This is a genomic window from Streptomyces sp. NBC_00490, assembly GCF_036013645.1.
Lineage (GTDB): Bacteria > Actinomycetota > Actinomycetes > Streptomycetales > Streptomycetaceae > Streptomyces > Streptomyces canus_F.
The window spans coordinates 6,529,239-6,553,628 of the sequence record NZ_CP107869.1; the positions used below are offsets into that span (position 1 = coordinate 6,529,239).

General features: G+C 70.6%; 25 protein-coding genes and 1 pseudogene. 12 read left to right on the forward strand and 14 right to left on the reverse strand.

The features are described 5' to 3' along the window. Window positions 1–59: 59 nt before the first annotated feature. Both OG381_RS29900 and OG381_RS29905 read right to left on the reverse strand, forming a co-directional pair. Window positions 60–1,445 carry a class II fumarate hydratase gene (locus OG381_RS29900; protein WP_327719166.1) on the reverse strand — a complete coding sequence of 462 codons (1,386 nt, stop codon included), beginning with the start codon at window positions 1,443–1,445 and terminating at the stop codon, window positions 60–62. Between the two features lie 239 nt (window positions 1,446–1,684). Next, window positions 1,685–3,352 (reverse strand): fumarate hydratase, encoded by a 1,668-nt coding sequence (locus OG381_RS29905; protein WP_266822505.1) that lies wholly within the window; start codon window positions 3,350–3,352, stop codon window positions 1,685–1,687. A 155-nt stretch (window positions 3,353–3,507) separates the two neighbouring features. Between OG381_RS29905 and OG381_RS29910 the strand changes: the two genes are divergently transcribed. After that, window positions 3,508–4,191: a DUF1707 domain-containing protein gene (locus tag OG381_RS29910; protein WP_327719167.1), complete on the forward strand. Its 684-nt coding sequence runs from the start codon at window positions 3,508–3,510 to the stop codon at window positions 4,189–4,191. Between the two features lie 163 nt (window positions 4,192–4,354). Then, window positions 4,355–4,729, forward strand: coding sequence for a WhiB family transcriptional regulator (locus tag OG381_RS29915; RefSeq protein WP_307026377.1), 375 nt, complete (start codon window positions 4,355–4,357; stop codon window positions 4,727–4,729). 172 nt (window positions 4,730–4,901) lie between these two features. On the opposite strand, the gene glpX is transcribed toward OG381_RS29915, so the two are convergent. Then, a complete protein-coding gene (gene glpX / locus OG381_RS29920; protein WP_307026374.1) occupies window positions 4,902–5,936 on the reverse strand; it encodes a class II fructose-bisphosphatase in 1,035 nt (344 codons plus the stop codon). 127 nt (window positions 5,937–6,063) lie between these two features. Here glpX and OG381_RS29925 point away from each other — a divergent pair, with 127 nt between their 5' ends. Continuing rightward, window positions 6,064–6,588: a DUF4245 domain-containing protein gene (locus OG381_RS29925; RefSeq protein WP_327719168.1), complete on the forward strand. Its 525-nt coding sequence runs from the start codon at window positions 6,064–6,066 to the stop codon at window positions 6,586–6,588. 95 nt (window positions 6,589–6,683) lie between these two features. On the opposite strand, the gene OG381_RS29930 is transcribed toward OG381_RS29925, so the two are convergent. The 4 genes from OG381_RS29930 to OG381_RS29945 form a co-directional block, all read right to left on the reverse strand. Next, window positions 6,684–7,274 (reverse strand): malonic semialdehyde reductase, encoded by a 591-nt coding sequence (locus OG381_RS29930; RefSeq protein WP_327719169.1) that lies wholly within the window; start codon window positions 7,272–7,274, stop codon window positions 6,684–6,686. Between the two features lie 134 nt (window positions 7,275–7,408). Continuing rightward, entirely contained in the window at window positions 7,409–7,642 is a 234-nt protein-coding gene (locus tag OG381_RS29935) for an exodeoxyribonuclease VII small subunit (protein ID WP_327719170.1), read from the reverse strand. Window positions 7,643–7,733: 91 nt separating this feature from the next. Beyond that, window positions 7,734–8,942 (reverse strand): exodeoxyribonuclease VII large subunit, encoded by a 1,209-nt coding sequence (gene xseA / locus OG381_RS29940; protein ID WP_327719171.1) that lies wholly within the window; start codon window positions 8,940–8,942, stop codon window positions 7,734–7,736. A gap of 48 nt (window positions 8,943–8,990) precedes the next feature. Continuing rightward, window positions 8,991–10,361 carry an APC family permease gene (locus tag OG381_RS29945; protein ID WP_327719172.1) on the reverse strand — a complete coding sequence of 457 codons (1,371 nt, stop codon included), beginning with the start codon at window positions 10,359–10,361 and terminating at the stop codon, window positions 8,991–8,993. Window positions 10,362–10,477: 116 nt separating this feature from the next. Between OG381_RS29945 and OG381_RS29950 the strand changes: the two genes are divergently transcribed. Together OG381_RS29950 and ppgK are read left to right on the forward strand one after the other, a co-directional pair. Next, window positions 10,478–11,488, forward strand: coding sequence for a 4-hydroxy-3-methylbut-2-enyl diphosphate reductase (locus tag OG381_RS29950; protein ID WP_327719173.1), 1,011 nt, complete (start codon window positions 10,478–10,480; stop codon window positions 11,486–11,488). 29 nt (window positions 11,489–11,517) lie between these two features. Continuing rightward, the gene (gene ppgK, locus OG381_RS29955) at window positions 11,518–12,261 is read left to right on the forward strand and encodes a polyphosphate--glucose phosphotransferase (protein ID WP_327719174.1); all 744 of its coding nucleotides are present in this window, start codon (window positions 11,518–11,520) and stop codon (window positions 12,259–12,261) included. Window position 12,262: 1 nt separating this feature from the next. Here ppgK and OG381_RS29960 read toward each other — a convergent pair whose 3' ends face one another. Next, window positions 12,263–12,793: a DUF6542 domain-containing protein gene (locus tag OG381_RS29960; RefSeq protein ID WP_327719175.1), complete on the reverse strand. Its 531-nt coding sequence runs from the start codon at window positions 12,791–12,793 to the stop codon at window positions 12,263–12,265. A 168-nt stretch (window positions 12,794–12,961) separates the two neighbouring features. Between OG381_RS29960 and ychF the strand changes: the two genes are divergently transcribed. Next, entirely contained in the window at window positions 12,962–14,050 is a 1,089-nt protein-coding gene (gene ychF, locus OG381_RS29965; RefSeq protein ID WP_327719176.1) for a redox-regulated ATPase YchF, read from the forward strand. Window positions 14,051–14,115: 65 nt separating this feature from the next. Here ychF and OG381_RS29970 read toward each other — a convergent pair whose 3' ends face one another. From OG381_RS29970 to OG381_RS29980, 3 genes are all read right to left on the reverse strand, one after another. Continuing rightward, window positions 14,116–14,697 carry a Uma2 family endonuclease gene (locus OG381_RS29970; protein ID WP_327719177.1) on the reverse strand — a complete coding sequence of 194 codons (582 nt, stop codon included), beginning with the start codon at window positions 14,695–14,697 and terminating at the stop codon, window positions 14,116–14,118. 84 nt (window positions 14,698–14,781) lie between these two features. Beyond that, window positions 14,782–15,690 carry a phytoene/squalene synthase family protein gene (locus OG381_RS29975; protein ID WP_327719178.1) on the reverse strand — a complete coding sequence of 303 codons (909 nt, stop codon included), beginning with the start codon at window positions 15,688–15,690 and terminating at the stop codon, window positions 14,782–14,784. Window positions 15,691–15,736: 46 nt separating this feature from the next. Further along, window positions 15,737–16,642, reverse strand: a complete 906-nt coding sequence (locus OG381_RS29980) for a LysR family transcriptional regulator (RefSeq protein WP_327719179.1) — start codon at window positions 16,640–16,642, stop codon at window positions 15,737–15,739. A gap of 82 nt (window positions 16,643–16,724) precedes the next feature. On the opposite strand from OG381_RS29980, the gene OG381_RS29985 reads away from it, so the two are divergent. Continuing rightward, on the forward strand, window positions 16,725–17,555 hold the full coding sequence (locus OG381_RS29985) for an oxidoreductase (RefSeq protein ID WP_327719180.1): 831 nt from the start codon (window positions 16,725–16,727) through the stop codon (window positions 17,553–17,555). A 16-nt stretch (window positions 17,556–17,571) separates the two neighbouring features. On the opposite strand, the gene OG381_RS29990 is transcribed toward OG381_RS29985, so the two are convergent. Then, window positions 17,572–18,543 (reverse strand): SMP-30/gluconolactonase/LRE family protein, encoded by a 972-nt coding sequence (locus tag OG381_RS29990; protein ID WP_327719181.1) that lies wholly within the window; start codon window positions 18,541–18,543, stop codon window positions 17,572–17,574. A gap of 128 nt (window positions 18,544–18,671) precedes the next feature. Between OG381_RS29990 and OG381_RS29995 the strand changes: the two genes are divergently transcribed. After that, the gene (locus OG381_RS29995) at window positions 18,672–19,112 is read left to right on the forward strand and encodes a MarR family winged helix-turn-helix transcriptional regulator (RefSeq protein WP_327719182.1); all 441 of its coding nucleotides are present in this window, start codon (window positions 18,672–18,674) and stop codon (window positions 19,110–19,112) included. Here the strand turns inward: OG381_RS29995 and OG381_RS30000 are convergent, their stop codons facing one another. Beyond that, entirely contained in the window at window positions 19,113–20,219 is a 1,107-nt protein-coding gene (locus OG381_RS30000; protein ID WP_327719183.1) for a pyridoxal-phosphate dependent enzyme, read from the reverse strand. A 28-nt stretch (window positions 20,220–20,247) separates the two neighbouring features. Here OG381_RS30000 and OG381_RS30005 point away from each other — a divergent pair. Then, window positions 20,248–20,532 (forward strand): annotated as a pseudogene (locus tag OG381_RS30005) (proprotein convertase P-domain-containing protein); the annotation flags it as partial. Window positions 20,533–20,536: 4 nt separating this feature from the next. Here the strand turns inward: OG381_RS30005 and OG381_RS30010 are convergent. Beyond that, window positions 20,537–21,730 (reverse strand): serpin family protein, encoded by a 1,194-nt coding sequence (locus OG381_RS30010; RefSeq protein ID WP_327719184.1) that lies wholly within the window; start codon window positions 21,728–21,730, stop codon window positions 20,537–20,539. An 89-nt stretch (window positions 21,731–21,819) separates the two neighbouring features. On the opposite strand from OG381_RS30010, the gene OG381_RS30015 reads away from it, so the two are divergent. The 3 genes from OG381_RS30015 to OG381_RS30025 all read left to right on the forward strand — a co-directional run bounded on the left by OG381_RS30015 (window position 21,820) and on the right by OG381_RS30025 (window position 24,378). Then, the gene (locus OG381_RS30015; RefSeq protein ID WP_327719185.1) at window positions 21,820–22,974 is read left to right on the forward strand and encodes a DUF4190 domain-containing protein; all 1,155 of its coding nucleotides are present in this window, start codon (window positions 21,820–21,822) and stop codon (window positions 22,972–22,974) included. Between the two features lie 147 nt (window positions 22,975–23,121). Then, window positions 23,122–23,874 (forward strand): GntR family transcriptional regulator, encoded by a 753-nt coding sequence (locus OG381_RS30020; RefSeq protein ID WP_327719186.1) that lies wholly within the window; start codon window positions 23,122–23,124, stop codon window positions 23,872–23,874. 309 nt (window positions 23,875–24,183) lie between these two features. Continuing rightward, window positions 24,184–24,378, forward strand: coding sequence for an SPOR domain-containing protein (locus OG381_RS30025; protein ID WP_307026324.1), 195 nt, complete (start codon window positions 24,184–24,186; stop codon window positions 24,376–24,378). Window positions 24,379–24,390: the final 12 nt, after the last annotated feature.

Here is a 24,390-nt window from a genome sequence, read left to right on the forward strand (position 1 = left end):
GTGCCATGGCCATACGACGCTGCGGTGCGCGTCACGGTTCGCGTCCGGGGCGCCAATGGTTACGGACGCGTCATACGCAGGACATCCAGCGCTTCGTCGAGCTGTTCGACCGTGAGGTCCCCGCGCTCGATGTACCCGCCTTCCACGACGACTTGACGAATGGTCTTCCGCTCCGCGAGCGCCCTCTTGGCGACCTTGGCGGCTTCCTCGTACCCGATGTACTTGTTCAGCGGTGTGACCACGGAGGGTGACGACTCGGCGTACTCGCGGGCGCGTTCGCGGTGCGCGACGATCCCGTCGACGGTCCGGTCCGCGAGGAGCCGGGAGACGTTGGCGAGCAGCCGGATCGACTCCAGCACGTTCTTGGCGATGACCGGCAGCATGACGTTGAGCTCGAAGTTGCCGGCGGCCCCGGCCGTGGCGACGGTGGCGTCATTGCCGACGACCTGGGCCGCGACCATCAGCACGGCCTCGGGGATGACCGGGTTGACCTTGCCGGGCATGATCGAGGACCCGGGCTGAAGATCGGGGAGGGAGATCTCGGCGAGCCCGGTGCGCGGCCCGGAGGCCATCCACCGCAGATCGTTCGCGATCTTCGTCAGCCCGACGGCGATGGTCCGCAGCTGCCCGCTCGTCTCCACGATCCCGTCCCGGGCCCCCTGCGCCTCGAAGTGGTCGCGCGCCTCGGTCAGCGGCAGCCCGGTGACGCGGGCCACCTCCTCGATGACGGCGGCGGAGAAGCCGGGCGGGGTGTTGATGCCGGTGCCGACCGCGGTACCGCCCAGCGGCAGCTCGGCGAGCCGGGGGAGGGAGGCGTGCAGCCGCTCGACGCCGTACCGCATCTGGGCGGCGTATCCCCCGAATTCCTGCCCCAGCGTGACCGGCGTGGCATCCATGAGATGGGTACGCCCCGACTTCACGACGTCGGCGAACTCCTCGGACTTGGCCTCCAGGGAGGCCGCGAGGTGCTCCAGCGCCGGGATGAGGTCCCGGGTGACGGCGGCGGTGGCGGCGATGTGGATGGAGGACGGGAAGACGTCGTTGGAGGACTGGGAGGCGTTGACGTGATCGTTGGGGTGCACGGGCCGGCCGAGCCGCTCGGTCGCCAGCGTGGCGATGACCTCGTTGGTGTTCATGTTGGACGAGGTCCCGGACCCGGTCTGGAACACGTCGATCGGGAAGTGCTCGTCCCACCGCCCCTCGGCGACCTCACCGGCCGCCTCCCGCACGGCCTCGGCGATGTCCTTGTCGAGCACCCCCAGCTCGGCGTTGACCTTCGCGGCGGCACCCTTGATCCGCGCGAGCGCCTCGATGTGGGCACGCTCGATCCGCTGCCCGGAGATCGGAAAGTTCTCCACGGCCCGCTGCGTCTGCGCCCGCCACTTGGCCTCGGCCGGAACCCGTACTTCGCCCATGGAGTCGTGCTCGATGCGGTAGTCGCTCATACCGGGTACAGCGATCGGGGACGCCCCGATGTTCCGGGACTTGGGCCGAACGGAGACATGTTTTGCCGGCGCCGGTCCAGGTCTTTCAGCCTGTCCGGCGTTTGAGGACGAGGCCCCTTCAGGGCCGACGGGGGTCTGGGGGCGGAGCCCCCAGGGACCGGGGTCGAAGGGGCAGCGCCCCTGGGGATGGGACGGGTAGGGGCGGCGGGGGCGAAAAACGTCCGGCCGCCCCGAGAGGGCTACGCCAGCCCAGGCCCCCGCACCGGAATCGACGTGAACGTCGGCGCGGGCGCCGGGTCCTGGAAGAAGTCGTTGCCCTTGTCGTCCACCACGATGAACGCCGGGAAGTCCTCGACCTCGATCTTCCAGACCGCCTCCATGCCGAGCTCCTCGTACTCGACGACCTCGACCTTCTTGATGCAGTCCTGCGCGAGCCGGGCCGCCGGCCCGCCGATGGACCCGAGATAGAAGCCGCCGTAGGCATCACATGCCTTGGTGACCTGAGCGGACCGGTTGCCCTTCGCCAGCATCACCTTGGAGCCGCCCGCCGCCTGGAACTGCTCGACGTAGGAGTCCATACGCCCGGCGGTCGTCGGCCCGAAGGAGCCGGACGCGTACCCCTCGGGCGTCTTCGCGGGACCGGCGTAGTACACCGGGTGGTCCTTGAGGTACTGCGGCATCTCCTCGCCCGCGTCGAGGCGCTCCTTGATCTTGGCGTGCGCGATGTCACGGGCCACGACCAGGGGACCGGAGAGCGACAGCCGGGTCTTGACCGGGTACTTCGTCAGCTCGGCGAGGATCGACTCCATCGGCTGGTTCAGGTCGATGCGCACGACGTCACCGGCCTCGTCGAGGTGCTCGTCGGTCGTCTCCGGCAGGAACCGCGCCGGGTCCGTCTCGAGCTGCTCCAGGAACACACCCTCGGCGGTGATCTTCGCGACGGCCTGCCGGTCCGCGGAGCAGGACACGGCGATGGCGACAGGGCAGGACGCACCGTGCCGCGGAAGGCGCACCACGCGCACGTCGTGGCAGAAGTACTTGCCGCCGAACTGCGCGCCGATGCCGATCTTCTGCGTCAGCTCGAAGACCTTCTCCTCCAGCTCCTTGTCCCGGAAGCCGTGGCCCAGCTCCGAGCCCTCGGCGGGGATCTCGTCGAGGTAGTGCGCGGAGGCGTACTTCGCGGTCTTCAGCGCGTACTCGGCCGACGTGCCGCCGACCACGATCGCCAGGTGGTACGGCGGGCAGGCGGCCGTACCGAGCGAACGGATCTTCTCCTCCAGGAACTTCATCATGGAGGCCTCGTTCAGGACGGCCTTCGTCTCCTGGTAGAGGAAGGACTTGTTGGCCGAGCCACCGCCCTTGGCCATGAAGAGGAACTTGTAGGCGCCGCCGTCGGTCGCGTACAGCTCGATCTGCGCGGGGAGGTTGGAGCCGGTGTTCTTCTCGTCCCACATGGTCAGCGGGGCCATCTGCGAGTAGCGCAGGTTGAGGTTCAGGTACGCGTCGTAGATGCCCTTCGACAGCGCCGACTCGTCACCGCCCTCGGTCAGGACGTTCTGCCCGCGCTTGCCCATGACGATCGCCGTACCGGTGTCCTGGCACATCGGCAGGACACCCGCCGCCGCGATGTTCGCGTTCTTCAGCAGGTCGAGGGCGACGAACTTGTCGTTGCCCGACGCCTCGGGGTCGTCGATGATGCGCCGCAGCTGCGCCAGGTGCGCGGGGCGCAGGTAGTGCTGGATGTCGTGGATGGCCTCTTCGGCGAGCTTGCGCAGCGCCTCCGGCTCGACCTTGAGGAACGTGCGCCCGTCGGCCTCGAAGGTGGAGACACCCTCGGAGGTCACCAGCCGGTAGGGGGTGGTGTCCTCTCCCATGGGGAGCAGATCGGTGTACGCGAACTCAGGCATCTCAGCCCATTCCTCACTCGGCAGACGGCGACCCGCCTCCGTTGGCGAGCCTCACCAGCGTAGAACCTGCCCGAGGCCCGGAGCTTGTGAGGTAAGGCTCAGTTGGTCGCCCACAGGCCTAGTCGCGATCTATCGCGTTTGGGTACGCTGCTGCCGTGGACCTTGAGAAGCAGACTTCGCCCGCTGCCACCACCGACCTGCGCGCCTCCGACGCCGACCGCGACCGCATCGCCGACATCCTGCGCGAGGCGCTGGCCGAGGGCCGGCTCACCGCGGACGAGCACGCCGAGCGCGTCGAGGGCGTGCTGGCCGCCAAGACGGTCGGTGAGCTGGACGCCTTCATCCAGGACCTGCCCGCCGCCCACCGGCGGCGCACAGCGCCGGCCGCCGCCCCCAACCGTCCCACGGTCGGCGCCGTCCCGATCGAGCCCGACGAGAACGTGGTGGCGGTGTTCAGCAGCGCCGTCCGCAAGGGCCGCTGGCGCGCGGGCCGCCGTATCCACGCGTACGCGATCTTCGGCAGCATCGAGATAGACCTCAGCGAGGCCCTGTTCGAGTACCAGCAGGTCGTGATCAAGGCGATCTCGGTGTTCGGCAACGTCGAGGTCCGGGTCCCGGAGAACGTGTCGCTGCGCGGTACCGGCGGCGGGGTCCTGGGCAACTTCGAGGTGCACACCCTGGATTCGGAGGACCCCCAGGCGCCCGTGGTCTACGTCGACGGGTGGGCCGTGCTCGGCAACATCGAGGGGCGGCCCCGGCGGGGCAAGCTCGTCGCGGACATCCTCGATCGGGTGCAGCACAAGGTCGACAAGAGTTTGCGCAAGCATCTGGATCGTTGACGGTTGTTAATCGGGCCGCGCGCGAAACGATCGCTTCCACTCACACCCCAGCACGGGACCACCCGGAATCCAGCGGTTCGGAACTCAGTGCATAGGCACGCGCACAGCGGGTAGGCCTTGCTGCATCGTCGCTCGCTCGCGAAGCCGTCGTCAGGAGTAGACCGTGCTGCAACCGCCGCATTCGTCCCTGCAGGTAGCTGCCGTTCCGGCTCAGCGGGTGCCAGTGCGAGACAGGGACCAAGACGCGCCTTGGCACACCGAGGCGGTGTGCCGGCGCGACGAGGCCGGCCTGTTCTTCGCGCCCTCGAAGGAACCCACCGCCGCCCGGCTCTCCCGTGAGGAGGCCGCGAAGCGGGTCTGCGCCCGCTGCCCGGTCATGGTCGAGTGCCGCGAACACGCACTCCTGCAACCCGAGCCCTACGGCGTCTGGGGCGGCCTCACCGCGGCAGAACGCCGCGTGGTCCTGGCCCGCCGCAGGCGCCGCGACATGGAACTGAAGAAGGCGGCCGGAACCTCCCGCATAGCCCAGGCGGGCTGACCGCCGAGAACACGTAAAAGGGCGCCCCCACCGCACCGGGGGCGCCCTTTACTGTTCAGCTACTCCTCAATCGAGGAGGAGCTGGACGTCTTTCAGGGGCGCGGGGAACTGCGCGACAAGCCACAGCGCACCCGCAGCCGCCAACGCACCACGCCCCCCGAGCTGTCAGGCGCTATTTGGCGCGATCGAAGTCAATCGCGCTGTAAGCCCGCAGCTTGCTCAACCGGTGCTCGGAGTCGATCCTGCGCACCGTCCCCGACTTCGACCGCATCACGATCGAGTCGGTCGTCGCGGTCTCCGACCGGTACCGCACACCCCGCAGCAACTCACCGTCGGTGATCCCCGTCGCGACGAAGAACACGTTCTCGCCCGACACCAGGTCGTCGGTGGTCAGCACCCGGTCCAGATCGTGCCCCGCGTCGATCGCCCGCTGCCGCTCCTCCGCGTCCTTGGGCCACAACTTGCCCTGGATGGTGCCGCCGAGACACTTCACGGCGCAGGCGGAGATGATCCCCTCCGGCGTACCGCCGATGCCCAGCAGCATGTCCACGCCGGTGCCTTCGCGCAGCGCGTAGATGGAGCCCGCCACGTCACCGTCGGAGATCAGCTTGATGCGCGCACCCGCCTCCCGGATCTCCTGGATGATCCCCTCGTGCCGGGGCCGGTCGAGGATGACGACGGTCACGTCCTCCGGGGTGGACCGCTTCGCCTTCGCGACCCGCCGGATGTTCACGGACACGGGCGCGTTGATGTCGACGAAATCCGCGGCGTCGGGGCCGGTGACCAGCTTGTCCATGTAGAACACGGCGGACGGGTCGAACATCGACCCGCGGTCCGCTGCCGCCAGTACGGAGATCGCGTTCGGCATGCCCTTGGCGGCCAGGGTGGTGCCGTCGATCGGGTCGACGGCGATGTCGCACTCGGGCCCGGTCCCGTCGCCGACGCGCTCCCCGTTGAAGAGCATCGGGGCCTCGTCCTTCTCGCCCTCGCCGATGACGACCACGCCGTTCATCGACACGGTGGAGACGAGGGTCCGCATGGCGCGCACCGCGACACCGTCGGCGCCGTTCTTGTCGCCGCGACCGACCCAGCGGCCCGCGGCCATGGCCGCGGCTTCGGTCACCCGGACGAGTTCCAGGGCGAGGTTGCGGTCGGGGGCCTCGGAGGGTACTTCGAGCTCGGAGGGCAGATGATGATGCTCGGTCATCGGAGCGCACCTTTCTGATACGACGACGGCCGGATGAGGGTGATGCCGTCGACTCTATCCTCAGGCAGACAAAATGAGCAGGGGACCCCACGGATGAGCGGACCAGGGCACCTGCGACGATAGAGCGGTGGCAGGTTCGAGCGGCAAGCAGAAGACGGTCCGGGACATGGTTCTCTCCCTGGGCCTGATCAGTCTCATGGCGGGGGTCATCTACCTCTTCATCCCGCACGACGACTCTCCGCAGGAGGTCAAGCGGGTCGACTACCGCGTCGAGCTGCTCACGGCCCGGCGCGCGGCGCCTTATCCCGTGCTGGCGCCGACGGGTCTGCCCGCCACCTGGAAGGCCACCTCCGTGCGGTACGACGGCGCGGACTCCGACGCCTGGCACCTGGGTTTCCACACCCCCGGCGACGGCTACGTCCAGATCGAGCAGTCGACCCATGAGCCGGCCGCCGAGTTCATCGACGAGGCCAGCCAGGGCGGCGAGAAGACGGACACCACCGAGGAGATCGGCGGCCGGACCTGGACGCGCTACACCGGCGGTCGCTACGACGCGCTCGTCCACCAGGCCGACGGCGCGACGACCGTGGTGGCGGGCGCGGGGTCGCACGCGGAGCTGACGCAGATGGTGAAGGCGCTCAAGTCGGAGTGAGCGCCCCGAGACGCGAGGCGTCCGGAACACCCGGACACACCGGACACAGGAGAAGGGCCCCCGAACCGGGGGCCCTTCTCCTGTGTCCGGGTCGCTCAGACCGTGGTGACGACCTCGTCGTAGGCGAGGCGCGGGGAGCGCGGGTAGGAGGCGTCCTCGCCCGGCTTGCCGATGTTGACGACCATCAGCGGGGTGTGGTCGCCGTCGAGGAACTCCTTGCGGACGCCCTCGAAGTCGACGCCGGTCATCGGGCCGGCGGCGAGACCGGCGGCGCGGACGCCGATGATGAAGTAGGCGGCCTGGAGGGCGGCGTTCAGCGCGGCCGCGCTCTCGCGGGCCGGGCGCTCGCTGAAGAAGAGGTCCTTGGCCTGCGGGAAGTGCGGGAGCAGCGTGGGCAGCTCCTCGTGGAACTCGTTGTCCGCGGAGAGGATCGCGACCAGCGGGGCGGTGGACGTCTTGGGCTGGTTGCCCTCGGCCATGTGCCGCACCAGACGCTCACGGGCCTCGGGGGAGCGGACCAGGGTGATGCGCAGCGGGGTCTGGTTGAAGGCGGTCGGGCCGAACTTGACCAGGTCGTAGATCGCCTGGACCTGCTCGTCGGTCACCGGCTCGTCGGTGAAGGTGTTCGCCGTGCGGGCCTCGCGGAACAGCAGGTCCTGGGCGGTGGGGTCAAGGACGAGAGACATGCGTGAACCTTCTCGGGGACGTACGTCGGATCCGGGTTCCGGATCGGCTGACACGTATGACTGTACGCGGCACAGGTTGAACCTTCAACAAAAACCAGAGCGTGGTGACCCGCTTCACAGATCACCGAAGTCGGTTACTCGGAGCCGGCCTCGTCCTCCGCCGTCTCTCCCTCGGCGAGAGCCGCGTCCAGCCGCGCCCGCGCCCCGTCCAGCCACCGCCGGCACACCTTGGCCAGCTCCTCGCCCCGCTCCCAGAGCGCGAGGGACTCCTCCAACGTCGTACCGCCCGCCTCAAGGCGCCGTACGACGTCGATCAGCTCGTCCCGCGCCTGCTCGTACCCGAGCGCCTCATCCACCTTGCTGGTCATGCGCCCACCCTAAGCATCGACTCGGACAGTGCTGTGCTTTCCCGGGGGCAACCCCCGGACCCCCGGCCGGACCGCAGGGGGCCCGCGTTGCTCATTCGGCCCGGATCACCGTGAACTCACCCTCGGACACCCGCGCCCGCAGCACCTCGTCGGCGGTGACCTCCTCCGGGTCCCGTACGACATGCCCGTCGGCCTTCTGCAGCACCGCGTACCCCCGCTTCAGGGTCGCGGCGGGGGAGAGGGCCACCACGCGTGCGTGCGTGTGCGTGAGTTCGGAGTCGGCGCGGTCGAGGAGATGGCCGAGGGTGCGACGCGACCGCTCCACGAGCGCGGCCACGTGATCGGCGCGCTCGTCGATCATCCGGTGCGGATCCTCTATCGACGGCCGGGCGAGCGCCTGGGCGAGCCCGCGCTCCTCCCGCTGGATGAACCCCTCGACGCACCGCCGCGCCCGGTCCCGCAGCAGCCGCACGCGCTCGTACTCCTCGCCCACGTCCGGTACGACCTTCTTGGCGGCGTCGGTCGGGGTGGAGGCGCGCACGTCGGCGACATGGTCCAGGAGCGGGTTGTCCGGCTCGTGCCCGATGGCGGAGACGACGGGCGTACGGCAGGCGGCGACGGTACGCACCAACTGCTCGTCGGAGAAAGGCAGCAGATCCTCCACGCTGCCCCCGCCCCGGGCCACGATGATCACGTCGACGTCGTCGTTCTCGTCGAGCTCCTTGACCGCCTGCACCACCTGCGGCACCGCGTGCACGCCCTGCACCGCGACGTTGCGCACCTCGAAGCGGACGGCGGGCCAGCGGTGCCGGGCGTTCTCCAGCACGTCCCGCTCGGCCGCGGACGCCCGCCCGCACACCAGCCCGACGAGCTGCGGCAGGAAGGGCAGCGCCTTCTTGCGCTCGGACGCGAACAGCCCCTCGGCGGCGAGCGACTTCTTCAACTGCTCAAGGCGCGCGAGCAGTTCCCCGACCCCCACCGGCCTTATCTCCGCGGCCCGCAACGACAGCTGCCCCCGCGGCGCGTACCACTCCGGTTTGGCGAGCACGACGACCCGCGCCCCCTCGCTCACCACATCGGCGACGTCGTCGAACACCTGCCGGAAACAGGTGACGCTCACCGAGATGTCGTACGACGGATCACGCAACGTCAGAAACACCACACCGGCACCGGGCCGCCGGGACAGCTGGGTGATCTGTCCCTCCACCCAGACGGCACCGAGCCGGTCGATCCATCCCCCGATCAGCCGGGAGACCTCACCGACGGGCAGCGGCGTTTCCGCGGACGTGTTGAGAGCCATGCGCCGAGCGTAGTGGCCGGTGGTGACAACGCGGCCCACGTCCGCCGGTCACCGTGCGGCCTCCGTCCGCCCCCGCTGCCCCAGCAGGACCGCGAGTCCGATCACGAACCACACCGTCCCCACCACCTGTGCCGCCCCCGACGCCTCCACGATCACCGCGACGGTGATGGCCGCGCCGGCCACCGGCACCAGCACATGCCGCCACCAGCTCACCGCCCCGCCCCGCCGCCGCACCGCGAACCACCCCACCACGCTCGCGTGCAGCAAGGTGAAGGCCGTGAGCGCGCCGATGTCGACGACCGACACCAGATGGTCCATCCCGTCGTCCCGCCGGGCCGCCCACACCGCCGCCACCAGCGTGATGACGGCCGCGCACAGCAGCGCCACCCGCGGCACCCCCGCGTCCGTCCTCGCCAGCACCCGCGGCAGCCGCCGGTCCCGCCCCATCGCGAACAGCAGCCGCCCCGCGGCCGCCTGCCCGGCCAGCGCCGCGAACGCCGCCCCGATCGCCTTGCTCACCGCCACCAGATCGTGCAGCCAGGTCCCGACGGACACGTCCACGGCGTCGTAGAAGGCGGACCCCTGCTTCCCCGGCTCGGCCGCGAGTTCCGCCGACGACATCGGCTCCAGCAGCGCCACCAGGTACGTCTGCGCCACGAACAGCACACCCGCCAGCGCCAGACAGAACAGCACCGCCCGCGCCACCTTCGCCGACCCGCCGGTGACCTCCTCCGCGAAGGAGGCGATCGCGTCGAAGCCGAGATACGACAGCACCGCGATCGACACCGCGCCGAGCACCGCCGACAGCGCGAACGCCCCCTGCGAGCCGTCCCCCGACAGCGGCGACAGCCACCCCCGCGCGGCGCCGTCGCGCGCGAGGACGACGGTCGCGGAGACCATGAACACCAGCAGGACCACGATCTCCATCGCCAGCACCAGGAAGCCGACCCGGGCCGCGGCCCGTACGCCCCACAGGTTCAGCAGCGTCGTCACGACCACCGCCACCGCCGTCCACACCCACCGCGACACCTCCGGGACCAGCGCGTTCATCGCGATGCCGGAGAAGAGATACGCGACCGCCGGGATCAGCAGGTAGTCCAGCATCGCCATCCAGCCCGCGATGAACCCGGCCTCCTTTCCGAGCGCCACGCGCGCGTAGGCGTACACGGAGCCCGCGCGGGGGACCACCCGCACCATCTGCGCGTAGCTGAACGCGGTGAAGGCCATCGCGACCGTGGCGACGACATAGACCAGCGCCACCGCCCCGTGCGACCTGGCGTCGAGCGTGCCGAACACGCCGACGGGCGCCATGGGGGCGATGAAAAGCAGCCCGTAGACCACCAGATCCCGGAAACCGAGGCTGCGCCGCAGGTCGTGGCCGGGATCGGCGCCACGGGCCGTCGTCTGGGTCTCGGACATCGATGCCTCCGCCGCTGCTTCATCCGTCGACTGCCGTCGCGGGTTCCCCGCCCTTCACACGTCCCGGCCAGTCTCGCCAACAACGCGATCTTTGACCTGTCCGGCGCGGCCTTACGATGGGAGGCATGACTGCTTCGTCTGGCCGCCGTGTCCTGCTCGCCGCCCCCCGGGGCTACTGCGCGGGTGTGGACCGCGCCGTGATCGCCGTCGAGAAAGCCCTGGAGCAGTACGGCGCTCCGGTGTACGTCCGACACGAGATCGTCCACAACAAGTACGTCGTGCAGACCCTGGAGAAGAAGGGCGCCATCTTCGTCGAGCGGACGGAGGAGGTCCCCGAGGGGAACATCGTCATGTTCTCCGCGCACGGCGTCGCGCCCGTCGTCCACGAGGAGGCCGCGCGCGGCCGGCTCGCCACCATCGACGCGACCTGCCCGCTGGTCACCAAGGTCCACAAGGAAGCCGTCCGCTTCGCCAAGGAGGACTACGACATCCTCCTGATCGGGCACGAGGGGCACGAGGAGGTCATCGGCACCTCCGGCGAGGCCCCCGACCACATCACCCTCGTCGACGGCCCGGAAGACGTCGCCAAGGTCGAGGTCCGCGACGAGTCGAAGGTCGTCTGGCTCTCCCAGACCACCCTCTCCGTCGACGAGACCATGGAGACCGTGGAGGCGCTGAAGGAGAAGTTCCCGCAGCTCATCTCGCCCCCCAGCGACGACATCTGCTACGCCACGCAGAACCGCCAGATCGCGGTCAAGAAGCTCGCCGAGGACGCTGAGCTGGTGATCGTGGTGGGCTCGAAGAACTCCTCGAACTCGATCCGGATGGTCGAGGTCGCCCTGGACGCGGGCGCCCCCGCCGCGCACCTGGTGGACTTCGCCTCCGAGATCGACGAGGCCTGGCTGGAGGGCGTCACCACGGTCGGTCTGACCTCCGGTGCCTCGGTCCCGGACGTGTTGGTGGAGGAGGTGCTGGAGTGGTTGGGCGCGCGTGGCTACGGGGACGTGGAGACGGTGAGGACGGCCGAGGAGTCCATCACCTTCTCGCTGCCCAAGGAGCTCCGCCGCGATCTGCGCGAGGAGGCCGCGGCGCTGGTCGCGGAGCGTACGGGCACCTCGGCGGAGTGACTGTCGGTCGCCCGTCGTAACGTAGGGCCATGCAGATCTTCGGCTTGGACATCGGCGGATCCGGGATCAAGGGCGCCCCTGTGGACCTGGACAAGGGCGACCTCACCCAGGAGCGCCACAAAGTGCTCACCCCGCACCCGGCGACGCCCGACAGTGTGGCCGACGGGGTGAAGCAGATCGTGGACCACTTCGGGTGGACCGGCCCGGTCGGGCTGACCTTCCCGGGCGTGGTCACCGGCGGATCCCACATCCGTACGGCGGCCAATGTCGACAAGAGCTGGATCGACACCGACGCGCGCGCGCTGTTCAGCGACCGGCTCGGCGGCCTGCCGGTGACGGTGGTCAACGACGCGGACGCGGCGGGCGTCGCCGAGATGAGCTTCGGCGCGGGCAAGGACCGCAAGGGCACCGTCATCCTGCTCACTCTGGGCACCGGCATCGGCAGCGCGGTCTTCGTCGACGGCGTCCTCGTCCCCAACACCGAGCTGGGCCACCTGGAACTGCACGGCCACGACGCCGAGAAGAAGGCGTCCAGCAAGGCCCGGGAGGTCGAGGAGCTCACCTGGGAGCACTGGGCGCGCCGCGTCCAGAAGTACCTCGCCCATGTCGAGATGCTCTTCTCGCCCGAGCTCTTCATCATCGGCGGCGGCGTCAGCCGCAAGTCCCAGAAGTTCCTGCACTACATCGAGGGCATCAAGGCGGAGATCGTCCCGGCGCAGCTGCAGAACAACGCGGGGATCGTGGGGGCGGCGATGCGGGCGGCGCAGGACTAGCTCACGAGGGCCGGCGGTTCGCCTGCCGCCGGCGGTTCATCAGCCGGATCTTCCGTACGGTCACGATCAGTCCGGCGAGGAGTGTCCCGCCGTAGAGCCATCCGGCCTCGGTGGCGAGGGCCGTCACGAGGCCCATCAGCCGGGCGCCGAACCCGTCGCCTCCCTGGGCGACGGGCACGAGCCCCGCGGCGAAGGCGATCGGCACCACGATGGGTGCGGTGACCAGGTCGTTGCGCCGCACCCAGACGGCCGTCAGCACGCACACCGGCAGGAACAGCACGCCGTACAGCGTCAGCGAATCGAATGTCAGTGCGTCGAGGCAGCCGAGCACCACCATCACCGCGATGCAGAACAGACCACCCCCGAGCCCGGTGAGCCGGGGGTTGGGGAAGCGCCGCACCGCCTGCACGACCGGGGGAGCGGGCCGCCGTACGGCCGCCGGAGGGCGCCCGCCGCGGGCCGCCTGCGGGGGCAGGGATGGCGTCTCGCGTCGTGCTCGGATGTGCGGGGGTCGCGTCCTGTGTTGCTCCACCGGACCAACTTAGGACGGTTTATATGCAGAATCGCCCTTCAGACACGCCGAGGGATCGACCTTGGCCAAGTGTTCGACGCCTCGAAGGGGGCGGGCCCAGGTACGCCGTAGACTGGTGGATCGGCCCCAGCCCTCAGTCCTCTCCTCTCACGTACGGGAAGTCGCAACGTGTCGCTCACGATCGGAATCGTCGGTCTGCCGAATGTCGGCAAGTCGACCCTGTTCAACGCCCTGACCAAGAACGACGTGCTCGCGGCCAACTACCCGTTCGCCACGATCGAGCCCAACGTCGGTGTCGTGGGCGTGCCGGACGCGCGGCTGACGAAGCTGGCCGAAATCTTCTCCTCCCAGAAGATCCTTCCGGCGACCGTCGACTTCGTGGACATCGCGGGCATCGTGAAGGGCGCCTCCGAGGGTGAGGGCCTGGGCAACAAGTTCCTCGCCAACATCCGCGAGTCCGACGCGATCTGCCAGGTCATCCGCGCCTTCAAGGACGAGAACGTCGTCCATGTCGACGGCAAGGTCTCGCCCAAGGACGACATCGAGACGATCAACACCGAGCTGATCCTCGCCGACCTCCAGACCATCGAGAAGGTCCTGCCGCGTCTCCAGAAGGACTCGCGCATCAAGAAGGACATCGTGCCGAAGGTCGCGGCGGTCGAGGCGGCGAAGGAGATCCTGGAGCGGGGCGACACCCTCTTCTCGCAGGGCATCGTCCAGGGCTCGGGCAACGAGGAACTCCTTCACGACCTGCACCTCCTGACGACCAAGCCCTTCCTCTACGTCTTCAACGTGGACGAGGACGAGCTGGTCGACGAGACCTTCAAGGACGAGCAGCGCGCCCTGGTCGCCCCCGCCGAGGCGATCTTCCTCAACGCCAAGCTGGAGCAGGACCTCGCCGAGCTCGACGAGGAGGACGCCATGGAGCTCCTGGAGTCCGTCGGCGCCGACGAGCCCGGCCTGGCGACGCTGGCCCGCGTCGGCTTCGACACCCTCGGCCTCCAGACCTACCTCACGGCAGGCCCGAAGGAATCCCGCGCCTGGACGATCAAGAAGGGCGCCACCGCCCCCGAGGCCGCCGGTGTGATCCACACCGACTTCCAGAAGGGCTTCATCAAGGCGGAGGTCATCTCCTTCGCCGACCTCGTCGAGACCGGTTCGGTCGCCGAGGCCCGCGCCAAGGGCAAGGCGCGCATGGAGGGCAAGGAGTACGTCATGCAGGACGGGGACGTGGTGGAGTTCCGCTTCAACGTCTGATCAGCCGCAACGAAGGGGGCCGGGGCTCTGGTGAGCCCGGCCCCCTTCGCGTTCCCGTACGACCGCTACTTCCCGCTCGGCGGGGTGAGCTTGTCGAGATCCAGGCTGATCCCGAAAGGCACGGGGCGCTCCAGGGTGCCCCGGAAGATACCCGCGGGCGCGTAGCGGCCGGTCGGTTCGTCGAGTTCGTAGACGTGGACGACGGGCGCCCCGTCCTCGTCCTCGACGCACCAGTAGTGCGGGATGCCGGCCTCCGCGTACTTGCGGAGCTTGACCGTGCGGTCGCGGTGGGCGGATTCGGGGGAGACGACCTCGATGACGAGCCGTACCTCGTCCGGTGTGAACCAGGTGCGGTCTCCGTCGTACGTGGCTGTCGTCAACAGTAGATCCGGCTCGGGCCGGTTTCGGTCGTCCAGCTTTATGGTCATCTCGCGGCCGACTCTGACATCGGCGGGCGCCTGCTCCATGAGAGCGACGGTGAGCATGGTGACGAGGTGGCCGTGCCACCACCGCTGGGGCGACATCATGAAGACGAGAGCTCCGTCGATCAGCTCGGTATGGCGGGGTGCCTCGGGGAGGCGGTCCAGGTCCTCCGCGAACCAGCCTTCCGCGCGCGGCGGGCGCATCCAGTCGGGCAGTCCGGTCATGGCTCAACCGTAGCGATCCGACCGGGACCCGGCCACGAGATCGTCAACGGGGGCGACCGTCTTCACGCCGACGGGAGCTCCCGGTCAGGATGTCGTTCGGCGCAGCTTGCGGGCGTTCCACAGCACCCGCAGCGTGTCCGGCAGCGGCGGGCTCGCGGAGCCGTGCAGCAGCTCCGTTCCGCGCGCCGACACCGCGTCCGCGGTCAGGAGTTCGATCTCGATCACCGCGCTCAGCAGCGCCCGGCCCGGGGGCGCCGCCAGGGCGGGCAGTTCGCGTGCCGCCTTCAGGGCGGTCCGGGCGGCGTCGACCTGGTCGTGCACCAGGTCGCGCAGGCCCGGTGCCGCTCGGCCCGCCGTGAGGTCCTCCACTGTGAGCGAGTAGCGCCGCAGGGTCTCGTCCGGGATGCCGAGGCGGCCTTCCGGAAGGTCCTCGGCGAGGTCGTTGACGAAGTCCAGCCGCTGACTGCCCTCGATGAGGGTCCGGCACAGGGCCCGGTAGCGCCCGTCGTCGGTCTCCGGTCCCAGCAAGGTGCCGACCAGCATGAAGGCGGGCAGCGAGTAGGCGTCCACGTACGCCTGGAAGTCGGCCTCCGTCGCGAAACCGGTGAATTCCAACTCGGCTGTGGCGGTGGCCAGATACTCCTCCACCACCTCCCGCAGCCGCGGATACGCGGTCACGGTGTGCAGGAACGCGCGGATCGGCGGATCGTCGGCCACGCCCTTCTCCAGCGCCTCGCGCACCCGCTGCTCCCAGGACGCCCACGCCGCCACCCGCAGGTGCTTCGGGCCGGTGTCCAGGAGGTCGTCCCCGTGGTGCATGACCGCCGTCGCGGCCAGCACGTGCGGCAGCAACGGCCGCGGCAGCAGCACCCGGGCCGCGAGATACGAACTGCGCCGCTCGCGTGCCACCAGCCGCCGCTGTGCGTCGTAGTCGCTCCGCAGCTCCGGCTCTCGGATCTCCGCCGCGTCCAGGGCCCTCGTCCACGCGCTCATGCGGAGATCGTAGACAGCCCCGGCGCGCCGCGAAGCAGCCGCCCCGTCAGACTCCCGCGACCGACCGGCACGCCTCGGCGTACGCCCGTACCAGCGGTCTGCGGTCCCCCTTCCGCCAGGCGAGGACGTACCGGCTCGGGCTCACCCCGCGCACCGCCCTTGTCACCACCCCGCCCAGTGTGATCAGCGGGGCGTTGCCCTCGGCGACCAGGCAGATGCCGAGGCCGGCGACCAGGGCCTCGTACGTCTCCTCCGTGCCGGCGATCTCCGCGCCGACGCGGGCCGGGCGGCCGGCGCGTTCGTCGAGGGCGAGCCAGTGGTCGCGCAGGGGGCCCGTGCTCTCGGGGAGGGCGAGGAACGGTTCGTCGGCGAGGTCGGCGAAGTCGAGTTCCGGGCGGGATGCCAGGGGGTGGGTCTCCGGGAGGGCGATCAGGCGAGGTTCCTCGGCGACCACCGTCCACGCATAGCGGTCGGCGTCCGGCAGGGGCAGCCAGACGAACGCGACGTCCGCGTCCCCGTCCGCCAGGCCCGCGGTGGGGTCCTCCCAGCTCACCTGGCGCACCCGCAGTGCCGCGTCCGGATGGCCCGCGGTGAAACGGGACCGGATCGCCGGCAACAGTCCGCCGCGGCCGGGGCTGGTGCTCATCCCCACGACCAGCGTGCTGCGCTGGGCCGACCGGGCCGCCGCCACCGCCGCCGCGCCCTCCGCCCAGTCTGCCAGCACCCGCCGGGCATGCGGCAGCAGCGCCTCACCCGCCCCGGTGAGCGTCACGCCCTGCCGGTCGCGGCGGAACAGCTCGACGCCCAACTGCCGCTCCAAAGCCCGCACTTGCTTGCTCAAGGCGGGCTGGGACACATACAGCCGTTCGGCCGCACGCGTGAAGTGCAGGTCCTCGGCCACCGCGAGGAAGTAGCGCAGATCCCTCAGGTGCACGTCCGATGTCATAGCCATCGGTTATCACCGTGGGTCTTGGACGGGCAACGGACTTTCGCAGCAAGGTGGTTCACGAACCACTCGGATGAAGGGGATCGAGATGAACAAGGTCTGGCTGATCACGGGCGCGAGCAGCGGATTCGGGCGGGAGATCGCGCAGGCGGCCCTCGCCGACGGCGACGTCGTCGTGGGTGCCGTCCGCCGGCCCGAGGCGCTGGACGACCTGGTGGCCGCCCACCCCGACCAGGTGGAGGCGCTGCGTCTGGACGTCGCCGACACGGCGGCCGCCGAGGCGGCGGTACGGGACGTGGTGGCGCGGCACGGGCGGATCGACGTCCTCGTCAACAACGCGGGCCGCACCCATGTCGGCGCCTTCGAGGAGACCGGCGAGGACGAGCTGCGCGCGCTGTTCGACGTGCATGTCTTCGGGCCCGCGGCGCTCGTGCGGGCCGTGCTGCCGTCGATGCGGGAGCGGCGTTCCGGGGCGATCGTGCAGATGAGCAGCATGGGCGGGCAGATGTCCTTCGCGGGCTTCGGCGCCTACAGCGGGACGAAGTTCGCCCTGGAGGGCATGTCCGAGGCGCTCGCGGACGAGGTCGCGGAGTTCGGCATCAAGGTGCTGATCGTGGAGCCGGGTGCCTTCCGCACCTCGCTGTTCGAGGCGGACCGGGCCGGCGCGAGCGCGGACAGCGGGGTGTACGCCAAGGTCAGCGGCACCCGTGGCTTCGTCGCCGGCGGCGACGGCTCCCAGCCCGGCGACCCGGCCAAGGCGGCCGCGGTGATCCTGGCCGCCCTCCAGGCGGAGCACACGCCCCTGCGCCTCCCGCTCGGCGACGACGGCGTCACGGCGATCCTGGGCCACCTCGACCAGGTCCGCGAGAACGTCACGGCCTGGGAGAAGACCACCCGAGCGACCGGCTTCGACGACTGACCGCCCGAGCGGCCCCTCAGATCCCGTCCACCCGAGCCACCGTGAACGGGGTCTGCGGCACCCCCGGCCCGAACGGCCCGCCCTTGTCGAACTGGGCGCGCACGACCAGTAGTTGCCCCCGGCTGTGCACCAGCGTGGTCGGGATCTGCAGCGCGGGATCGCTGAACCGCCGCTCCAGCCGGGCCGATCCGGCACCCCGGCCCAGCCGCCACCTGCTGATCGTGTTCGAAGCGTTGTGCGCGACCCACAGCGTCCCGCGCACCAGCTCCAGCCCGTCCCCGTGCGCCATGTCCCCGCCGCGCAGCGCGACCTGGCGTACGGCACCGGTGGCCAGGTCCAACCGGAACAGGTCGCCCACGACCATGTCGACGACGAACAGGTGCCGTCCATCGGTCGCGATGCCGTTCAGGGTGTACGCCTCGCGCGGCACGCCGACCCCGCTCACGTCGGCGTACGGGCTCAGCGTCGCCCGGCCGCCGCGGGCACGGTCCAGGTCGGCCGGGGTGACGCGGTACACCAGCGGCCGGAGGCTGTCGGTCACATAGGCCGTGCCGTCCGGCGTGATCACCAGGTCGTTGATCAGGAACGGGGCGTCACCGGGCGGTGCGAAGCGGGCCAGCAGGGCACGGTCGCGGATGTCGTACACATCGACCCCGGCCGTCGAGTCGGTGACCCACAGCCGGCCCGCGCGGTCGGCCTTGATGCCGTTGGCGGTGGTCCGGCCGTCGGCTCCGGCGGGCAGGAAGACCTCGGCCCTGCGGCGGCCGGGTGTCGCCCGGTACACGGTGCCGGTGCCGTACGAGCCGACGTACACGTCGTCCTTGCGTGGGTCGACGGCGATGCCCTCGGGGTAGACGCGGTCGCCGGGCAGTTCGAAGGCGGTGGTGATCCGGGGTGCGGCCGCGGCGGGGGTCGCGGGGAGCGCCGCGGTGGCGGTGAGGGCGGCGGCGCTGGTCAGGAAGGTGCGGCGGGGCATCGTACGGGACACGGCAGAGCCTCTCGGTTCGGCTGCTCGCTAACTGATGAGTGTGAACTTAGATTAGAGCTCTAATCCTCGTCAATGCATTAATGGATGAGTGAGGGCTAATTGATGGTCGAGGCCGTTACCATGCGCAGATGACGTCCATGCCCGCCTCCGAGCGCCTCGGCTTCCATATCAAGCGGGCCGAACAGGCTCTCAACGCGACGAAGACCGCGGTCCTGAGGCCTGCGGGACTGACGGTCGCGCAGTACGCGGCGCTGCTGAACCTCGTTGAGAACCCCGGGATCTCCGCCGCGGCCCTGGCCCGGCTGTGCGGGGTCACGCCGCCGACGATGAACACCGTCCTGAAGAACCTCCAGGACCGCGCCCTCATCGAGCGCACCCCTCACGAGTGGCACCGCAATGTGCTGGAGACCCGGCTCACCGACGAGGGCCGCGCCGTCATGACCGACGCGGACGCCCGCGCCGTACGGGTGGAGCGGGCGCTGGCCGCCGAGTTCACGGACGAGGAACGCGAGGCCCTGACAGGGCTGTTGGGACGGTGCGTCGAGCTCCTGGAGAAGGAACGGCCGTAACTAGGCCTCCGCCAGCCCCGACTTCATCCCCGCCCCGCACAGCGGCACCACCCCGCTCCGGTCCCCGAGAACCCCCTCCCGCACGGCCGCCCAGCACGCCACCCCCGTGGACTCCACGAACAGTCCCATCGACGCCAGGTCCCGCTGGGCGTGCCGGATCTGGTCCTCGGTCACCGTCACGAAGGTGCCCCCGGACTCGCGCACCGCCCGCAGGATCTGCCGGGCCCGCGGCGGGCGGGGGATCGCGATGCCCTCGGCGAGCGTCGGCGCCGCCGCGGTCGTGCCGACCAGGTCCTCGGCCCCCTCCTGCCAGGCCTGGGCAAGCGGGGCCACCGCCGCCGCCTGGACCGCGTACAGGGCGGGCCGGCGGTCGATCAGCCCGGCGCCGTGCAGTTCGGCGACGGCCAGGGCGGCGCCCAGCAGCAGCGTGCCGTTGCCGACGGGAAGGACGAGGACGTCCGGGAGGCGGCCGCCGAGGTCCTCCCAGAGTTCATGGACGTAGGTCTTCGTGCCGTGCAGGAAGTACGGGTTGAAGACATGGGAGGCGTAGAAGGTGCCCGCCGAGTCCGCCGCCTCCCGGGCCGCCGCCGCGGCCGCCTCCCGGTCACCGGCGACCACCTCCAGGCGGGCCCCGTGCGCCCCGATCTGCTCCAGCTTCTTCGCCGACGTGCCCTCGGGGACGTACACCGTGCAGGGCAGCCGCGCCCGGGCGCAGTACGCGGCGACGGCCGTGCCCGCGTTGCCGCTGCTGTCCGCGACCACCCGGCGCGGCTCCAGGCGCAGCGCCAGCTCGGCGAGCAGTACCGCGCCCCGGTCCTTGAAGGACAGCGTCGGCATCAGGAAGTCCAGCTTGGCCGAGACGCCGTCGCGCAGGGGGACCAGCGGGGTGCGGCCCTCGCCGAGGGAGACCGAGGGGGTCGCCAGCGGGAGCGTCTCGGCGTACCGCCACAGGGAGTTCGCCCGCCCGGTGAGGGACTTGAGCGACGCCGGGGTGGGGTGGAAGTCGAGGTCGAGGGGGCCGTGGCAGACCGGGCAGCACCAGACGAGCGAACCGCCGGGGACGCGGGTGCCGTCGACGGGGCAGTAACAGTCCGGCAGTGGGGTCATGTGCGCAGCGTAGATGGGCCCCGCAGGGCCCTTGTGCAACTCCGGCGTCACGGGCAACGCGCCCTCGGCCCTGGCCGTCGAGGTGCACATCGTCCACACGTACATCGGCGACCTCCAGGTCCAGCTGATCGCCCCCGACGGCACGGCGTACACCCTCAAGGCCTACGGCACCGGCGGCAGCGCGGACAACATCGACACCACGTACTCCGTGAACGCCTCCTCCGAGGTCGCGGCCGGCACGTGGCGGCTGAGAGTCAGTGACAACGCGGCGCAGGACACCGGGCGGATCGACGCCTGGGCGCTGCAGTTCTAGTACGTCAACGCTCCCTCGGCCGACGATCGTCCTCGCGGACGGGCTCCGGGTCGGTGACCCAGCCCGCCGCGAGGACGAGCCGTGTGTCGCGGTGGACGGCGAGGAAGCCGAAGGGGCGGTCGAAGCCGGCGTGGGCCCGCCTGGACTCGTGCTCCGGCTCCGGTTCCCAGCCCATCCAGTCCATGGCGTACGCGGTCACGGCCGCCGCCCGGAACCCCTTCGCACCGAACGTCGCCGTCGCCGAGTGCCGTCCCTCCGCGAGCGCGAGCGGCGCGGGGCTGATGCCGGGGAAGTGGCCGGGGGCGCGGTCGGACGCCGTGGCCAGACCGAACAGCCCGGGGTGCGCCAGCAGGTTGTGATCCGCGGCGAGCGTGAACCCGACGGTGCTGAGCGTGAGGCTCGGCGGCTCGGGGCGCGCGGTGCGGACCGTCCCGACCCTGAGCCCGGGCCCGGCCGCGCCGAGCGGCAGACGGCTCCCGGGTACGGCCGGCACCGCGCCCGCCAGGAGGTCCACGCCGGTGCCGAGCACCTGCCCGGGCGTCAACTCCTCGTCGCCGAGCAGCAGATGGACATCGACGCCCTCGGTCCCCCGCACCCGCGCCTCGGTCACCGCCCCGACCGCCGTCCGCGCCACCGACACGCAGTCCAGATCAGGGTCGGTCCGGCTGAGCCCGGCCCGGTCCGGGCCGCACCACGGCACCGGCTCGCCCTCGAACGGCACCTCCCAGTCCGTCCGCAACGCCAGCGCGGTCGCCAGCACCAGCGAGGAGTCCGGCCCCAGCGTCACCGGCAGCCGCCCGATCGCCCCGCCGGTGCGCTGGGCGGCCCAGGCGTCCAGGGCCTCCTGATCGGCGTGGAGATCGCCGGTGAGCACACCGTGCGCCTCGGCCGGCAGCCCCGACGCCCACCCCTCCCGGAGCTCCACGAACCGCCGGGTCCACAGCCCGACCGCCGAGTCCAGCCCCTCCACGGCAGCCATCGTCGTCAGCAACTCCCGCGCCGCGGCGGCTGCCCGCCCCGCCGGGACACCGAGAGCCTCCGCCAGCTCCTCCCGCGCCCCGCCCGTCGCCCCGTCCGCCAGGAAGGCGAGCAGGGGCCAGACACCGGCCGCCGAGAAGACGGTCCCGCCCTCCGACGCCCCCGCCCACCGCGCGGTCAGGTCGTTGACCGCCCGGATCGTCGCATTGGTGACCGCCATTCCGCCCCCACTCACCCCGCGCTTACCATGCGCCAAGTCGCACGTGAGTTCTCCCGAGAACCCCAGCCCGAACCAGGAGCACGGTACCCGTGTCCATACCACCCCCTCCCGGCCCCCATCAGCCCCAAGGGCCGTACCCGTCGGGCCCCTACGCCCCGCCCGGCCCCTGGGGCTACGGCTACGGCGGATACGCGCAGCCCGTGCCCGTCAACGGCCTCGCCATCGCCGCCCTGGTCCTCGGCATCCTCTGCTTCCTCCCGGCCGTCGGGCTGGTCCTGGGGCTCATCGCGCTGAGCCAGATCAAGAGGAAGGGCGAGCGCGGCAAGGGCATGGCGGTCGCGGGTTCCGTGCTGTCCTCGGTGGGCCTGGTCCTGTGGACCCTGTCGCTCACCACCGGCGCCGCCGCCGACTTCTGGGACGGCTTCAAGGACGCCGCGAGCGGCGAGGGCAGCGCCTACTCGCTCAAGAAGGGCGACTGCTTCGACTCGGGCAGCGATGCCCTGACGGGCGAGACCTACGACGTTGACGAAGTGCCCTGCGCCCAGGCGCACCAGGGTGAGGTGTTCGCCGTCGTCAAGCTCCCCGGCGGCGACTTCCCGGGCGACAGCGCGGTCGAGGACACCGCCGACGACAAGTGCTACGCGCTCCAGGAGACGTACGCGATGGACGCCTGGGCCGTACCGGAGGACGTGGACGTCTACTACCTGGTGCCGTCCGAGGACAGCTGGGCCTTCGGGGACCGGGAGGTCACCTGCCTGTTCGGCAACGTCGACGAGGACAAGAACCTGACCGGCTCGCTGCGCAACGACGAGACGACCCTCGACGCCGACCAGCTGGCCTTCCTCAAGGCGGCCAACGCCCTGGACACGGTGCTCTACGAGGAGCCCGAGGACTACGCCGAGGACGACCTCCCGGCGAACACGGACTGGGCCGCCGATGTCGACACCGCGCTCGGCGAGCAGTCCGAGGCACTGGGCGGCCGCTCCTGGTCCGCCGGGTCCGCACAGCCCGTCGCCGACTTCCTGAAGGACATGAAGGACGCGCGCAAGGAGTGGGCGAAGGCGGCGGACGCGGAGGACGTCGACACGTACTACGAGCACTACGACGCCGGCTACGACTTCATCGACGGCAAGTCCACCGTCACCGCCCGCAAAGCTCTGGGCCTGGCCACCACGGTGCCGACGTACGAAGAGGGCGACGGCAGCGGGAGCGGTGGCGGGGATGCCGGGGAACTCGATGTGTGATCGCCCCTATAGCGGGGAGAAAGTGCCTGCGTAAAGCCCGAGGCGGGCACATGTCACTACATCGAGTGATTCTCTGGCCTTTGCTTGCATGGCGGAACCCACGGTTGCCACGCTGTTGCTGTCTGTACAACCTGATGGGAGCGGCCAGTGACATTCGGTGAGCAGCCGGCGTATCTGCGCGTCGCGGGCGATCTCCGCAAGAAGATCGCCGACGGGTCGCTGCCACCGCACACCCGACTGCCCTCCCAGGCCAGAATCCGCGAGGAGTACGGCGTCTCGGACACCGTCGCCCTGGAGGCGCGCAAGGTGCTGATGGCCGAGGGGCTGGTCGAGGGCCGCTCCGGCTCCGGGACGTATGTGCGCGAGCGCCCGGTGCCCCGCCGGGTGGCCCGCACCGGCTTCCGTCCGGACGGCGGGGCCACGCCCTTCCGGCAGGAGCAGGCCGACCTCGAGACGCGCGGCACCTGGGAGTCCCGCAGCGCGCAGGCCGAGGCGAGCGTCGCCGTCGCCGAGCGGCTCGCCATCCGGCCGGGCGACCGCGTGATGTGCACCAAGTACGTCTACCGGGACAACGGCGAGCCGATGATGCTCTCCACCTCCTGGGAACCCCTCGCCATCACCGGCCGCACCCCCGTGATGCTGCCCGAGGAGGGCCCGCTGGGCGGCATGGGCGTCGTCGAGCGCATGGCCGCCATCGACGTGATCGTGGACAACGTCACCGAGGAGGTCGGCGCCCGTCCCGGTCTCGCCGAGGAACTCCTCGCGCTGGGCGGCGTCCCCGGCCATGTCGTCGTGGTCGTCCACCGCACGTTCTACGCCTCCGGCCGCCCCGTGGAGACGGCCGACGTGGTCATCCCGGCGGACCGCTACCGGGTCGCCTACCACCTTCCGGTGAAGTAGCGCACGCCGCCACGGCAGTTGCCACCTGTACCCGTCCCATCGGGCCCCATGCGAGCGGCGTTGGAATCTGGCCGTTCTCGCAGGTGACCCCGGGCGTGCGCACACCGCTCTGACCGGATGCATTCCCGCGCGCGCACGGCGCGTTCGGCGTCGCACGCCCCCTGCGTTCTGGCTGGTTGCGTACCTCTTTGTGAGAATCCGTGTTCGCTCCGTAAAGGTTAGGCGTAGGCTCGGGCATATGCGGATTGCGGTTTCCTTAGCGGGCGGGGCAGGGCGAGAACCGCGAGCGGGAAGGGGCGGTGGGGCGCGATGAACGACGGCACGATCACTCTTCCCTGGCTCGTCATACGGCAGGACGACAACGGCAATCGCTATCGCGTGGGCCGCTATGCCACCCGGGCCGAGGCGCAGAAGATCGCGGACAGCCTCGACGGCCGCGGCCACAAGCAGCTGTACTGGGTCGAACGCATCGGCCAGAACGGCAGCACCGCGACGGCGAACTGACCGATCGACGCC

Coding starts and splice junctions, on each gene's coding strand:
- OG381_RS29985 (WP_327719180.1), top strand. CDS start 16,725: ATGAACAAGGTCTGGCTGATCACGGGCGCGAGCAGCGGATTCGGGCGG.
- OG381_RS29905 (WP_266822505.1), bottom strand. CDS start 3,352: ATGCCTGAGTTCGCGTACACCGATCTGCTCCCCATGGGAGAGGACACC.
- OG381_RS29935 (WP_327719170.1), bottom strand. CDS start 7,642: ATGACCAGCAAGGTGGATGAGGCGCTCGGGTACGAGCAGGCGCGGGAC.
- OG381_RS30000 (WP_327719183.1), bottom strand. CDS start 20,219: ATGACCCCACTGCCGGACTGTTACTGCCCCGTCGACGGCACCCGCGTC.
- OG381_RS29995 (WP_327719182.1), top strand. CDS start 18,672: ATGACGTCCATGCCCGCCTCCGAGCGCCTCGGCTTCCATATCAAGCGG.
- OG381_RS29945 (WP_327719172.1), bottom strand. CDS start 10,361: ATGTCCGAGACCCAGACGACGGCCCGTGGCGCCGATCCCGGCCACGAC.
- xseA (WP_327719171.1), bottom strand. CDS start 8,942: ATGGCTCTCAACACGTCCGCGGAAACGCCGCTGCCCGTCGGTGAGGTC.
- OG381_RS29975 (WP_327719178.1), bottom strand. CDS start 15,690: ATGAGCGCGTGGACGAGGGCCCTGGACGCGGCGGAGATCCGAGAGCCG.
- OG381_RS29970 (WP_327719177.1), bottom strand. CDS start 14,697: ATGACCGGACTGCCCGACTGGATGCGCCCGCCGCGCGCGGAAGGCTGG.
- ppgK (WP_327719174.1), top strand. CDS start 11,518: ATGCAGATCTTCGGCTTGGACATCGGCGGATCCGGGATCAAGGGCGCC.
- OG381_RS29930 (WP_327719169.1), bottom strand. CDS start 7,274: ATGTCTCTCGTCCTTGACCCCACCGCCCAGGACCTGCTGTTCCGCGAG.
- OG381_RS29980 (WP_327719179.1), bottom strand. CDS start 16,642: ATGGCTATGACATCGGACGTGCACCTGAGGGATCTGCGCTACTTCCTC.
- OG381_RS30025 (WP_307026324.1), top strand. CDS start 24,184: ATGAACGACGGCACGATCACTCTTCCCTGGCTCGTCATACGGCAGGAC.
- glpX (WP_307026374.1), bottom strand. CDS start 5,936: ATGACCGAGCATCATCATCTGCCCTCCGAGCTCGAAGTACCCTCCGAG.
- OG381_RS29900 (WP_327719166.1), bottom strand. CDS start 1,445: ATGAGCGACTACCGCATCGAGCACGACTCCATGGGCGAAGTACGGGTT.
- OG381_RS30010 (WP_327719184.1), bottom strand. CDS start 21,730: ATGGCGGTCACCAATGCGACGATCCGGGCGGTCAACGACCTGACCGCG.
- OG381_RS29950 (WP_327719173.1), top strand. CDS start 10,478: ATGGGAGGCATGACTGCTTCGTCTGGCCGCCGTGTCCTGCTCGCCGCC.